This window comes from Paenibacillus sp. FSL L8-0435, from assembly GCF_037965655.1.
In the GTDB taxonomy this organism is placed as follows: Bacteria; Bacillota; Bacilli; order Paenibacillales; family Paenibacillaceae; genus Paenibacillus.
The window spans coordinates 3,297,270-3,311,269 of sequence record NZ_CP150185.1; the positions used below are offsets into that span (position 1 = coordinate 3,297,270).

At 42.9% G+C, this 14,000-nt stretch carries 13 protein-coding genes; 10 read left to right on the top strand and 3 right to left on the bottom strand.

Features of this window, described 5'->3' with window-relative positions; translation table 11 throughout:
• Positions 1 to 8: 8 nt before the first annotated feature.
• Both NST33_RS14400 and NST33_RS14405 read right to left on the bottom strand, forming a co-directional pair.
• Positions 9 to 2,333, bottom strand: coding sequence for an MMPL family transporter (locus NST33_RS14400; protein ID WP_221819368.1), 2,325 nt, complete (start codon positions 2,331 to 2,333; stop codon positions 9 to 11).
• Positions 2,334 to 2,352: 19 nt separating this feature from the next.
• Positions 2,353 to 2,976 (bottom strand): TetR/AcrR family transcriptional regulator, encoded by a 624-nt coding sequence (locus tag NST33_RS14405; RefSeq protein WP_260632622.1) that lies wholly within the window; start codon positions 2,974 to 2,976, stop codon positions 2,353 to 2,355.
• Between the two features lie 256 nt (positions 2,977 to 3,232).
• Between NST33_RS14405 and NST33_RS14410 the strand changes: the two genes are divergently transcribed.
• From NST33_RS14410 to nspC, 4 genes are all read left to right on the top strand, one after another.
• Positions 3,233 to 4,117 (top strand): TetR/AcrR family transcriptional regulator, encoded by an 885-nt coding sequence (locus NST33_RS14410; protein WP_221819366.1) that lies wholly within the window; start codon positions 3,233 to 3,235, stop codon positions 4,115 to 4,117.
• 225 nt (positions 4,118 to 4,342) lie between these two features.
• Complete coding sequence (locus tag NST33_RS14415) at positions 4,343 to 5,602, top strand: cytochrome P450 (protein WP_221819365.1); 1,260 nt, start codon at positions 4,343 to 4,345, stop codon at positions 5,600 to 5,602.
• Positions 5,603 to 6,494: 892 nt separating this feature from the next.
• Positions 6,495 to 7,733: a saccharopine dehydrogenase family protein gene (locus NST33_RS14420; RefSeq protein ID WP_211083176.1), complete on the top strand. Its 1,239-nt coding sequence runs from the start codon at positions 6,495 to 6,497 to the stop codon at positions 7,731 to 7,733.
• Between the two features lies 1 nt (position 7,734).
• Positions 7,735 to 8,862: a carboxynorspermidine decarboxylase gene (gene nspC, locus NST33_RS14425; RefSeq protein WP_221819364.1), complete on the top strand. Its 1,128-nt coding sequence runs from the start codon at positions 7,735 to 7,737 to the stop codon at positions 8,860 to 8,862.
• 173 nt (positions 8,863 to 9,035) lie between these two features.
• Here nspC and NST33_RS14430 read toward each other — a convergent pair whose 3' ends face one another.
• On the bottom strand, positions 9,036 to 9,809 hold the full coding sequence (locus tag NST33_RS14430; RefSeq protein WP_339308430.1) for an SDR family NAD(P)-dependent oxidoreductase: 774 nt from the start codon (positions 9,807 to 9,809) through the stop codon (positions 9,036 to 9,038).
• A 112-nt stretch (positions 9,810 to 9,921) separates the two neighbouring features.
• Here NST33_RS14430 and NST33_RS14435 point away from each other — a divergent pair, with 112 nt between their 5' ends.
• The 6 genes from NST33_RS14435 to NST33_RS14460 all read left to right on the top strand — a co-directional run bounded on the left by NST33_RS14435 (position 9,922) and on the right by NST33_RS14460 (position 13,825).
• Entirely contained in the window at positions 9,922 to 10,278 is a 357-nt protein-coding gene (locus NST33_RS14435; protein ID WP_339308432.1) for a MerR family transcriptional regulator, read from the top strand.
• An 89-nt stretch (positions 10,279 to 10,367) separates the two neighbouring features.
• Positions 10,368 to 11,240: a YitT family protein gene (locus NST33_RS14440; protein ID WP_221819361.1), complete on the top strand. Its 873-nt coding sequence runs from the start codon at positions 10,368 to 10,370 to the stop codon at positions 11,238 to 11,240.
• A gap of 248 nt (positions 11,241 to 11,488) precedes the next feature.
• Positions 11,489 to 11,830: a multidrug efflux SMR transporter gene (locus tag NST33_RS14445; protein WP_339308434.1), complete on the top strand. Its 342-nt coding sequence runs from the start codon at positions 11,489 to 11,491 to the stop codon at positions 11,828 to 11,830.
• A gap of 2 nt (positions 11,831 to 11,832) precedes the next feature.
• Positions 11,833 to 12,147: a multidrug efflux SMR transporter gene (locus tag NST33_RS14450; RefSeq protein ID WP_076212062.1), complete on the top strand. Its 315-nt coding sequence runs from the start codon at positions 11,833 to 11,835 to the stop codon at positions 12,145 to 12,147.
• 133 nt (positions 12,148 to 12,280) lie between these two features.
• The gene (locus NST33_RS14455) at positions 12,281 to 12,475 is read left to right on the top strand and encodes a hypothetical protein (RefSeq protein WP_221819359.1); all 195 of its coding nucleotides are present in this window, start codon (positions 12,281 to 12,283) and stop codon (positions 12,473 to 12,475) included.
• A gap of 216 nt (positions 12,476 to 12,691) precedes the next feature.
• On the top strand, positions 12,692 to 13,825 hold the full coding sequence (locus NST33_RS14460) for a serine hydrolase domain-containing protein (protein WP_221819358.1): 1,134 nt from the start codon (positions 12,692 to 12,694) through the stop codon (positions 13,823 to 13,825).
• Positions 13,826 to 14,000 lie beyond the last annotated feature (175 nt).

The following is a 14,000-nucleotide window of genomic DNA, read 5'->3' on the forward strand; positions in this document are numbered from 1 at the left end:
TGGAATGATTATTTTAATCCAGACTTCGTGTTGGCATGCTCTTCAGCATTCAGGGAAGCAATCAGCTTCTCGCCTTCAACATCCAGGTTTGGCAGAATGCGATCTAGCCATTTCGGAAGTGCCCAAGCTTTGTCTCCGAAAATAGCCATGATGGCTGGAACCAAGCCCATACGGATGATGAAAGCATCAATCAGAATGCCTACCGCCAAGGTGAAACCAATCTGTTTGATCATGACATCATCCGTGAAGATAAATCCTGCAAATACAGAGACCATAATCACTGCTGCGGCAACAACCACGCGACTTACCTGATTGTATCCATGAACGACGGATTCGGTCCCGCGATGACCATGAACATAGGATTCCCGCATGGAGCTGACCAGGAAGACCTGATAGTCCATCGCAAGGCCATACAGAATACCTGTCACGATGATCGGCATAAAGCTAAGCAGCGGACCGCCGGTATCGAAACCAAAGAGCGAATGCAGCCAGCCCCATTGGAATACAGCAGTCGTGATCCCGAATGTAGCGAGGATACTAAGCAGGAAGCCAATCGTTGCTTTGATAGGAACGATGATTGAACGGAATACGAGCAACAGGATAATCAGCGAGAGCAGGATGATGATGCCTACATAAATAGGGAATACCTGCGCCAGTTTGGCTGACATATCAATGTTAACAGCTGTAAGTCCCGTAACTCCAAGTTTCACATCATAGGTCTGTGCGATGCTGGAATCAGCCGCGCGCAGATCAGTGACCAGTGTTTTAGTGAGATTATCGTTAGGACCTGTTTTTGGAATGAGACTGAAAATAGCCAAATCTTCTGTCATACCAAGCGGTGTGACTTGTGCAACGTTATTCTGACCTTGGAGTTCCATCACCAGACCGCCCAAGAGTTCCGGTGTAACTTTTGCGGAAGACTGATTAGGCTCTGCGACCAGAATAAGGGGTCCATTGAATCCTTCTCCGAAGCCTTCGGAGATGGCATCATAACTTTGTCTTGCAGTTGTATCCAGATTCGCTGAGGAAGCTCCAGGGATACCCATTTCCATTTTGGTGATCGGCGTCGCGGCAAAACCAAGAATGACGATGATGGCAATAATGGAAGCCCAACGATTCTTGATAACGAGTTTCACCCATCTGTCCGCGACTCCGTGGTTAGTGGCTTTAGGATGTTTCGCGCTTTTCTCACGAGCTTTGGCGGAACAGATGCGTTCTCCTACCAATCCGAGTAAAGCCGGCAACAGGGTTAAAGCAACGAATACGTTGATGAGTACGGTGGCAGCTGCGACCAAAGCCATCGTAGACAAGAATGTGAGACCGATGACAAGCATACCGCACAGTGCAATAATGACGGTTAATCCGGCAAAAAATACTGCGCTGCCCGATGTACCAATGGCTCTGGCTGTTGCTTCTTTTGCGCTCAAGCCTTGATCAATAATCATTCGACGCTGGCGATTAACAATGAATAGAGCATAGTCGATTCCAACAGCCAATCCAACCATGAGAGCCAGGACGGAAGTGACACTAGGCATTTCAATGAATTTGGAGATGGAGAACGCACCACCAACCCCAATGGCAACTCCGAGCAGTGCAGTGATCAGAGGCAGACCTGCTGCAACAACAGAGCCAAGGGTGATCAGTAATACAATGACAGCAATGACCAATCCGACAATCTCTGCCGAGCCGACCCCAATGGATACCGTTTTGAGCGTTTCGCCGGGCAAGACCGTAATGTTGGTTCCTTGCTCTACCGTCATAACAGATTGAATAACGGAATCAAACACATCTTGGGTTATGGCAGATTGCTCAACTGTAAATTGGAATTGGAACAGTGCAATGCTTCCATCCGAAGAGATCAACATGCCTGGCACTGGAACACCATCCACCATCAAAGGTCCATAAGGTGGAGGAGTGGTTGCTGCAGATTGCGCCATATCGGTAGACTGTGCATTCTGAGCCATCTCAGCGGCAGCACCCGAATTGCCTGCTTCAGCTGCATAGTCCGCAGGATTAATGACTTTGTCTAATCCGTAAACTTCAGTAACACCTTTCATCATGGCAGCCATATTTTCAGGCGTATCCAAACGCTCGTTGTCCGGTGCCTTGAACACAACACTTCCTTGACCGCCGGAAGCGGCTGGCAGTTCTTTTGCCAATTGATCCAGAACCTTCTGTGACTCGGTGCCTTCAATCTTCATTTCAGAACTGATGTGAATACCATTGATGCTGATCATGGAAATGACAATTCCCAGAATTAAAACCCAGCCAATGATGAATGTTGCAGGTTTGCTAAAAGCGGTTTTCCCCATTTTGTATAATAATGTAGACATTTCTCTATTTTACACTCCTCTATGATGAATGTGGATGGTTGGCATGTTCGAACCCTGCCCGCAAATGATTAAACGTAATTTCCAAAAATTGATCGAAGGTTAAAGCACCGGGCTTGGTATCTTCAGTAATGACTTGTCCGGGCAGTAACACGTTGAGTCTTCCATCAATTAATGGCAGTATCGATCCATATAGTGCGTTAATCAGAAGATAAGTATAGATCTCGTCATATTTCCCGTTAGATAAGTCTAATAAGGTATCTTGTGCCTGCGTTTGCATCCGGTGCATGGCTCCAAGATAATGTGGTTCTAACACGGGATAGGTCTGAGATAGTGATACTAGTTGATGAAGCCTTCCTAAGAGTTCTGTTGTAAGCTGCATCTTGATCAGGTTATACAGTACGTCAAGCAAAGAGGCATTGTCGGGCATTTGGGTAAGTAACTCTTCGAGTTCGGTTGTATTCTGAACGGATATGGCGCCTCTTGCTACGGCTTCTTCTTTACATGTGAAGTAGTTTGCAAATGTTCTACGTGAACAACCCACCTGATGCACGATATCTTCGACCGTAAAACCATCGAGTCCGTGTTCAAGAGTCAGTTCAAAAGCAGTACCAGCAAGTGCTTTTTCAGTCGCTTCTTTTTTCAAATGTCGCAAGTTTCGTTTAATCATTATTCTCCGCTTATGCGTTCACCTCCAATACCAATGAATATGGTTTAATACATTTTAAGAAGAGCAGACTTACTAAATATGCACTTTGTGAGGTTTATCATAACAATTAGTTGCCCATTGTGCAAATTTACTCATTGTGCAATTTTATAACGCATCTATACTGCGAATCAATACTTCAACTCCTGAGGAATGAATGTTAAAATCAGAGAAAAACTTGGGGCGATGACGGGACATGAGTAGTCGTAAACAAAGTTTATTGGAAACAGCACTTGCACTATTTTTAGAGCATAACTATGCAAATACAACAATCCAGATGATCCTGGATCAATCAGGTGTTTCCAAAGGCACATTCTACAAATTTTTCAGTTCCAAAGAAGACTGTTTATATTCGATTATTGATCAGCGTATGCAAGAGGATGTTTTCATTCGTAAAGAACTTGAACAAAACCACTATACATCGGATTATGATTTGCTCGTAGATCAGATTGCGATTCCTATGTCTGTGCCTAATAAAGAGCGAGTATGGGAATTATATTGGACGGGTTTTTATTCCGGGGAGATCAACTCAGCCAAACTGGCTACATTTCACCTAAAATGGCTGTCCACACGCTTGATTCAGGTATACGGGAACGACATTAGCCTATATGCCAACGAAGGGGCAATATTGTGCTACGGCATATTACATCAGATTGCCAACACATCAAGAAGTCTAAATACGCAAAAACCGGTATGGAGCGAAGTGGTTCCAAAAGTACTAACGTACATTGAAGTGATCCTGAGAACAATGCACCAGAGAAATGAACATATTTTCGACTTTCAGTCTCTCTATTTCCTGAATGCCGATCAGCGTAACCATGATATGGGTCTGGACATTGATAATGTATTGATCGAATTGGATGAGTTCAACAACCGTGTTCAAAAATCCAGGGAATCTGCATCATTGAAGCAACTTTCGAAGGGGCTTTTAGCGCTATTACAGGATCAAGAGGATCTAAATATTCCTGTTATCGAAGTGGTGCTTCAAGCGTTTCACAAAGAGTACAAATCCAGTGCGTTTCAATCTGAAGCCAATAGACTGACCGAAGCCTGTTGGTGGTACTTGGAACTGGTGAAGTAACGTAATTAATATGGGGGTTGGCTCATAGCCGACCTCTTTTTTGTTTTTTTTTTGTTTGTAGTTATTATTAATATACTATTAGTATATTAATAAATTGTTGTTATAACAGTTGTTTTGTACTGTTTAAACTATGATATTTGAAATTAAATATACGAGTAGTATATAATCGGAATGAACATATATTTCCATAGATTTGAAGCACTTCACTTCGAAAGGAAGATTTATATGAATAATTCGAATAACCAGACCTCAGAAAAAGTAGAATTTAATTTGTTTAGCGAAGAAAATAGTAAAGATCCATTTGCCATGTTTGCACAGATGCGTGCCAAAGGTTCCGTTGTCCCTATTCCTAATCCAATGGGTGGAGCAGGGCAAACCTGGATTGTAACTCGGATGGACGTTGCCATGGAAGTGCTGAAAGATCACTCTCGATTTACGGTAGATATGAACGCTATTGATCGTGGCAATGATATTCGAAAGAATCTCTCAGACGAGCTTGGTTCATCGGAACCCCAGACTTTTTTTACCGGAAAGTCGATGCTCTTTGTTGATGAACCGGATCATCGTAGACTCCGTAGCCTGGTTTCCAAAGCGTTCACTCCAAGATATATGGAAAGCCTGCGTCCACGCGTCCAGGAAATTGCCGATGAGTTGATTGACCAATTCGAAGGAAAAGGAGAGATGGATCTTGTCAAAGACTATGCCTATCCTTTCCCAATCAACGTTATTTCCGAGATGTTGGGTATACCTCAGGAAGACCGACCTCAGATCCATGTATGGTCTGAAGCCATTGCAAAAGGTCTTGGTTTTGGTAAACAAGACCCTGCAGTAGCGCAGCACTTGCGATCATTCGCAGAGTACACCTCACAGCTTGTGGCGAACAAACGAATAGAACCTTCAGATGACCTCATCAGTCAATTGATTGCGATTGAGGAGGAGGGAGATCGACTGAATGAAGATGAATTAATATCCATGATTACGTTATTAATATTTGCTGGACATGAGACAACTTCCAATCTAATTGCAACCGGTTCTTATCTTCTTCTGACACATCCTGAACAACTGGAACAACTGAAACAAGATCTGAATCTGGTTCCTTCTGCAGTGGAGGAGTTGCTACGATATAACGGCCCCGCGACTTCTTCAGGTCCTCGTTATGCAACACAGGACACGGAGTTGGATGGACAATTGATTCAAAAGGGAGATGTTGTGATTCCCCTTCTGAAATCAGCGAATAGGGACGAGCAGCAGTTCACCGATCCGGAAGAATTGGATATTGAACGCAAAATAAAACGGCATTTGGCCTTTGGACACGGCATCCATATGTGTCTTGGCGCTCCACTTGCTCGGGTGGAAGGGGACGTAGCGTTTACTACGCTTTTACGTCGGCTACCCGATCTTCAGCTCCGTGTTCCTCAGGAAGAGATTCAATGGCACTCCGCTTTGTCTTCACAGGGATTGGCATCGTTGCCCGTAAAATTCTAATCGTTTATATAAATGTGACTCACTTGAGTATGACGAATTGTCGTCATACTCTTTATTTATAATGATGATAGAATGGGATGAACAAGAAGCATTCCAATGGCGTGAACATGCTTAATGCAAAACATAAAATTGAGTACATAAATTTTGTTGTTGAGGTACACATTATGAATAAAGATGAATTTTTAATGCATAAGCGGCACATGATCAATTAGCGGGAATTGCTGGCAGCAACATTATGATCACGTATGAAGAAGTAATTGAGAAAAGTCCTCAAAAGCCTGAAATAGTGGGGGAATTACTGGGCGCAGAAGGCGTGAAAGTATTCGAAGGATATCATTTTTAATCTTGGTCCTCGTTCGGACAAAAAAATAAAATTTTTAATTATTGCTTGATTTTTTTTTCAACGTCTGATAGTGTAAGACCTGTGATTTTGGGAAGTTTATTTATCAATATGAATTAGAGCTTTCCAGCAGATAATTTTGACCACTTCACCAGGAAGTTAAGGCCATACGGACAGCCGGGTCAAACGCCGATTGGCAACTTACGTTGCTTTATTGATTGAGTTCAAAGCTCAAATTTTATAAGTTGGTTACTTTACAACCAGTGCAATTGCACATCAACTTGTGAAACGGTCAATAAGAGTGGTAAAGGCGAATTATTTGCTATATAGACTCTGATCCAATATTGATATACATGAAGGAGCTTTCCGCCAAAGGAGTTCTTGTGAACTTTTTTGGTCATGGAGACTTCACGTCTTTTTTATGATGTATATCGATAAGCAAGTGTGATGATGCGCGATTGCGGGCATTTTTCACCTTGCTTTTTTTGTTGTCTTGTTGTCATCGTATTAAACCAATTAAAAAAAATACATATTGGGATAGGAGAATGTAAAATGGGAAAAGCACTAATCATCGGCGCCGGCGGCGTTGCTTCCGTGGCAGTACACAAATGCGTTCAAAACAGCGAAGTTTTTGAGGAAATCTGCATCGCGAGTCGTACAAAATCCAAATGTGATGAACTCAAAGCCAAGCTGGACGGCGGAAAAACAAAAATTACTACAGCACAAGTTGATGCTGACAATGTTGACGAACTGATCGCTTTGATCAACGAAGTTAAACCGGATATCGTTATGAACCTTGCTTTGCCGTATCAAGATCTGACTATTATGGATGCTTGTCTTGCAACTAAAACAAATTACATGGACACCGCTAACTATGAGCCACATGATACAGCGAAGTTTGAATACAGCTGGCAATGGGATTACAAAGAGCGTTTTGAACAAGCAGGCATCACTGCATTGCTCGGTAGTGGATTTGACCCAGGCGTAACTGGCGTATTCTCCGCTTATGCCCTGAAGCACTACTTTGACGAAATTGAATACATCGATATTCTGGACTGCAATGGCGGCGACCATGGCTATCCGTTTGCAACCAACTTCAACCCTGAGATCAACATTCGCGAAGTATCTGCGAACGGAAAATATTGGGAGAATGGTGAATGGATCGAGACGAAGCCAATGGAAATCAAACGTGTCTACGACTTCAAAGAAGTTGGCGAGAAAGACATGTACCTGTTGTACCATGAGGAACTGGAATCTTTGGCAAAAAATATGCCAGGTCTGAAACGTATCCGTTTCTTCATGACATTTGGTCAAAGCTACCTGACTCACTTGAAAGCTCTTGAAAATGTAGGCATGACTTCAATCGAGCCTATTGAATATGAAGGTAAACAAATTATTCCACTGCAATTCCTGAAAGCAGTACTGCCTGATCCGGCATCCCTTGGACCACGTACTGTAGGTAAAACAAACATTGGTTGTATCTTCAAAGGTAAAAAAGACGGTCAAGACAAAACATATTATGTATACAATATCTGTGATCACCAAGAGTGTTACAAAGAAGTGGGTTCCCAAGCGATCTCTTACACAACAGGCGTTCCAGCTATGATTGGTGCAGCAATGGTCATGACAGGCAAATGGAACAAACCAGGCGTATACAATGTAGAAGAGTTCAACCCAGATCCATTCATGGAAGAGTTGAACAAATGGGGCCTCCCATGGGTAGAAGACTTCAACCCGGTACTCGTTGATGAGCTGCCAGAAGAAGTTAAAGAATCGGAGCTTGTTCGTTAAAATGCGGTTCGAGCAATTACCGACACCATGTTTTGTTGTTGACGAGGCGCTAATCGAGAGAAACCTGAAAATCCTGAACGGTGTTATGCAGCGTACAGGTGCCAAAATCGTACTTGCTCAAAAAGCATTCTCCATGACTGCGATGTATCCGCTGATTGGAGAATACCTGAGCGGTGCAACGGCGAGTGGTTTGTATGAAGCGCGTTTGGGCCATGAGGAAATGGGCAAAGAGAATCATGTCTTTGCTCCAGCATACCGTGCAGAAGAGATCGACGAGATTCTCTCCATCTGCGACCATATTATTTTCAATTCTTTTTCACAGCTTGCAAAATTCAAGGATAAGGCGCTTCAGGCTGGCCGTAAGGTCGGCTTGCGCGTCAATCCAGAATGCTCTACCCAAGAAGGACACGAGATCTACGATCCGTGTTCTCCGGGTTCACGTTTTGGCGCGAAACTTGAGGATTTCGATGCAAACATGTTGGAAGGTGTCTCCGGATTACACTTCCACACGCTGTGTCAGCAAAATTCCGACGATCTGGAGACTACGTTGAACGCAGTTGTCGAGAAGTTTGGACAATGGTTGCCGCAAATGGAATGGATCAACTTCGGTGGTGGACACCATATCACACGTGAAGATTATGATATTCCAAGACTGGAAGCATGCATCAAGCGTATGCAGAACGACTATGGCCTGGAAGTATATCTGGAGCCTGGAGAAGCTGTTGCGCTGAACGCAGGTTATCTGGTGACCTCTGTGCTGGACTTCCATAAAAACGGTATGGACATCGCTATTCTGGATACTTCAGCTACGTGCCATATGCCGGATGTGCTGGAAATGCCATATCGTCCGCCGCTGATCGGTTCGGGAGAAGTAGGCGAGAAAGCCCATCTGTATCGTCTTGGTGGACAAACATGTCTGTCTGGTGACGTAATTGGGGATTATTCATTCGATCAGCCTCTACAAGAAGGCGACCGTCTGGTATTCGAGGACATGGCGATTTACTCCATGGTGAAAACCAATACGTTCAACGGCATGCCGCTTCCAGCGATTGCTGTTAAAAGAAAAGACGGCGATTGCGAAGTTGTTCGCGAATTCGGATATCAGGATTTCAAAATGAGGCTGGCATAATACTTCATTATATAGTAAGCATTAATATAGAATTGAAAATAGGGAACCTGGAGACAGGTTCCCTTTTTAACGTTAACTGAAGTTTAACGATTAGATTTAATGATGTTTATCAGTGAGGTTAGGTGAATGTTTACCGGTAATGAGCCGACTTAGCTTCGACTTCAGTTTTCGGGTTAATTTTGTGGTTTTGAGGCTGCTCTCGCAGCATACGGAAAGATCGGTTCTCTTAGTTCAAAGTCATACGTCAACCCATCCACAATGCCGACTACACTCTCACTGTCATACAACTCCAGCAAAAATCCAGCCATTTGTTCCGCCGTATGGAATTTGGTAACTCTGCCTTCATATTCAAACTCATCTACATTAAAGGAATGTTTCGCAAATTCCGTCTCCGTTGCAGCCGGGGCGAGAACTTTGGCTTGCATTGCTGCGTTCTTGCCTTTCAACTCTTGCGCAAGTCCTTCCGTAAAGGCACTTACATAGAACTTGGTCGCACAGTAGGTTACTGCATCGGCTACAATCGTATATCCACCACCAGAGGAGATATTAATGATCTGTGTGCCATCAACATCTGCATAATCACGTACATACAGGGAAGAAAGAATCGTAAGAGCTTCTATATTAAGATGAAGCATCTGTTCAATCTTGGGTAGATGTTGTTCGCCAACGGATGCGAAATTCCCGAATCCTGCGTTGTTAATCCACGTCTCAATGGCATAAGGCTGAAGACTTTCATAGAATTCATGTACATTAGCGGCAATGGACAGATCCACTGTACGAATGACAACATCCAGATCAGGATTGATTTCAGCTACTTTTGCTTTTAATTTGTTCAATTCATCGGTTCTGCGTGCTGCCAGGATCATATTTTTGCCACGGGCTGCAAAAGCTAAAGCTGCTTCATATCCAATGCCCGAACTGGCACCGGTAATCACTGTGTATTTCATGGGAATTCCTCCTGGATCTGATTTCATTTTTTATTGTGGTGTGACCACGAGTTGATTATACTGATTAGAGCTTACTCTAAGTCAAGCGTGAAAATGAAGGGGAGGGTCAACCATGCATACCATTGGCGAAGTGGCAGAATTACTCCATATCAGTGCACATACGTTACGTTATTATGAGAAGGAACAGATTGTAACCCCTCTCCGAGATGCGAGTGGAGACAGGCGATACAACGAGTCACACCTGAAATGGCTGCAATTTGTAATTAAATTAAAAGAGACTCAGATGCCCATTGCTACCATTAAGAAGTATGCATCCTTGTTTCAGGAAGGGGAGCATACGGCGGCGGATCGTTTGAAGCTGCTGGAGGAGCATAAGGAGTCGATTCAAAAACAGATGCACATACTTCACACAGCAGATGAGATGCTTGAGCATAAAATTTCGTCGTATCGAACGTTCATCGGACAATGATGTAACACACACCAATGACGTCTATTGCCAAAACAGTGATTTGTATTATAGACTATTTTTTATCGGTTGTTCATCAAGGGGGAAATGCAATGCATCAAATCAGAAAACAAAAGTCAAACAAGTTAAAGATCCTCTCCAAAGTATTATTGATTATCATTGGGGGATTTATAACGGCATATGGTCTCGAAGCCATATTGATTCCGAATAATGTCTCAGATGGTGGTGTCACAGGTCTGAGTATCGTAGGATCACAGCTGTTCGGATTACCACTGGGGATGCTCATCGGGATTATTAACATTCCATTTGTGTGGCTCGGGTACAAGCAAATCGGAAAAAGTTTTGCGTTATATTCGATCATCGGTATTGCTTCACTCGCAATCAGCACCAGTCTGATGCACCATGTACCAACCATCATTGAAGGTGATACCTTGCTCGTTACCGTTGTCGGCGGGATTATCATTGGTTTTGGTATGGGACTTGCATTACGTAATGGCGGAGCATTGGATGGCATAGATATGCTGGCAGTACTTCTTTCGCGAAAAGTACCTTTTGGAACCAGTGATCTCATTCTGTTCCTCAACATGTTTGTCTTTATTGTCGTTTCTACCGTGTTTGGCCTGCAAGGCGCGATCTTGTCAGGACTTGCGTATTTTATTGCTTCTAAAGTAATACATATTGTTGAAGAGGGCTTGAGCGGCTCCAAAACGTTTAAAATTATTACGAATCAACCTGAGATTATGGTTGAAACCATTCGGGACCGCTTAGGCCGTGGAGCAACGTATACCGAGGCTTACGGTGGCTACTCGAATGAGCAATTCAAGGAAATTACTTGTGTCATTAACCGGATGGAAGAGAGTAAAATTAAAGATATCATTCACGAAATTGACCCAACTGCCTTTGTAGTTGTATACGATGTAGCTGAAGTAAGAGGCGGCAATTTCAAAAAGAAAGATATTCACTGATACGAAAAACAAAATGAACTTAAACGTGTTAGTCAACCAGGAACTTCTGGTTGGCTTTTTTGTTTGTTCACAGCTAACTTGGAGTTTTAAAAAGCGGATTTCCTTGTTAATTTAATACGAATATTTAAATTTGCAAATGAAATAAAGATGGTTTATTATTATATCAAATGATACAATAAACTATCATTATTTCAAATTAAGTGTTGATCACAAAACAACAACATGAATGCAGAAGAGGAGAATGTTTTATGGCGTGGTTATTTCTTATTCTTGGAGGAATCTTAGAGATAGGTTGGGCATTAGGTTTGTCATTCTCCGATGGTTTTTCGAAAATCGAGATCGTAATCCCCACGGTTATTTTAATGATTGGCAGCTTTTACTTCTTTGCAAAATCCACTAAAATACTTCCTGTATCAACCGCTTATGCGGTGTTTACCGGACTTGGTTCATTTGGAACCGCAATTGTGGGAATGATTTTTTTGGGGGACTCCGTAAGTGCAGTTAAAATCGCGCTGGTCATGATATTAATCAGTTGCATCATCGGTCTGAAATTTGTATCCAATGAACCTAAACAAAAGGCAGGTGTATAGATATGAGTTGGTTTTTCTTAATCTTGGCTGGTTTATTTGAAGTTGGCGGTGTAATATTTCTGAAACTTTCAGATGGATTTACCAAATTGAAACATACATTTACGTTCGCTCTGTTTTTGGGATTAAGTTTTATTTTTCTTTCCCTGTCTTTGAGAGAGATACCAATCAGCATTGGTTATGGAATCTGGACAGGTATCGGGGCATCGGGCAGTGTACTATTAGGAATGTATGTATTCAAAGAGCCCAAAAATGCTAAGAAATTGGCTATCGTTAGTGGGATCATCGTCAGTATTGTGGGATTGAAACTAGTCTCTTAACTGTATAAATTAGCTACACTAACAACGGAACGATATCCATCTCATCTATATTCATGCATAAGTACAGCTCTCTTGTGGAAAACTTCTATAGTGCGAATACAATGCATGATTTCATGTATGGGAGGTTAGCATAGTGACAAAACAGGATCCGCAAGAGCTTTTGAAGCAAAAACATGAACTGGATGAACAAAAAAGACAGTTCACTAATTTTTCGCGGAATATTTCAGGTCATGGTGAGGTTGAAGCTGGTCAAGAGTTCAGTGTTGACCGGGTATCAGATGATCAAAACCGTATGAAATCGGTTGAGAACAAACGCGGCGAAGCCTAAAACGTTACAACATAAGCCGATCCTTTCCTGGATCGGCTTATTCGTGCGCAGCAGTGTGATAAACAAAGAATATGTATTGTAATTGCACATAGAAGAGTATATAGGTGGTGGTCAATCGTTGGAAAAGGTCGTATATTATTAATATGTCGATTGTGGGATTGAATATGGACCACATCGCAAAATGATAAACGATCTTACATAGAAGGACGGGAAAAAATGGATTTTAAACCGCTTGCTTCATTTATCGACCGCATTACATCCTGGCGTGTACCGTGGGCAGAGGTACTGGTTATGCATCGAAATGATACCGTTTTCCATTATCGTAATGGATACGCCAATCTGGAAGAGAAAACACCTATCGGTGATGGAGCGATCTTCAATCTATATTCCATGACCAAAATTATGACCTGCGTGGCAGGGCTGCAACTGGTGGAGAAAGGGGCAATGCTGTTAAGTGATCCCTTGTCTGATTATCTGCCAGAGTATGCTGAGATGACGGTAAAGAAAACGATGCCGAACGGGGAGATCCGACTGGAAAAGGCGACAAGAGCCATTACAGTACGTGATTTGTTCACCATGACTGCCGGGTTCTCGTATGACGTTGGTTGTCCAAGCATTCAAGAAGCTGTAAAAAGCACCGATGGAACATTGCCAACACGTGATTTCGCGAGAGCGCTTGCCAAGGAACCGTTGTTGTTTGAACCAGGGACACACTGGAATTACAGCATGTGTCATGATGTGCTGGGAGCCTTGGTGGAAGTGGTAAGTGGCAAACGCTTTGGTACGTATCTAGGGGACGAAATCACCGGACCACTTGGCATGAACGACACAGCATTCAATCTGAACGATGAGCAGCAGAAGCGCCTGATTCCACAGTATGCTTACAATGATGAGCTTGAAAAGGCTGTACGTTTGGACGGCAATGGATTCCGTGTGGGTACGGAGCTGGAAAGCGGCGGTGCAGGGTTGTTATCAACCGTTAGCGATTATGCACGTTTTCTGAACGCGCTTACTGGGCATGGTACGAGTCCCGAAGGTGTGCGCATTCTGTCACAAGCTTCAGTAGAACTGATGCGAACGGATCACCTGAACGAGATGACTCGTGCTGATTATTCGTGGGATCATATGTATGGATACGGCTATGGACTGGGTGTTCGCACACATATCTCCAAAGCAGGAAGCGGCTCACTGAGTCCAATTGGCGAATTTGGATGGAGTGGCGCTGCTGGTTGTATGGCTATTATGGATCCGGATTCAGAGCTTACAGTTATGTATGCACAGCACCTGCTGAATAGTCAGGAACCATACGTTCAACGACGCTTACGTAATGTGGTTTACTCCTGTCTGTAAATGATATCGTATTCGAAGTTTAAGAGCCGCTAAATAGCGGCTTTTTTATGTTACATGAGTCGAAATCTATTCATTAGATTGTTATTTCTTTATTAGAAACGGTATGTTATCATTCTTAGGAAAATAGTACTAGTAGGAGGATATGCTTATTGAACATGAACCTATATTCATTACA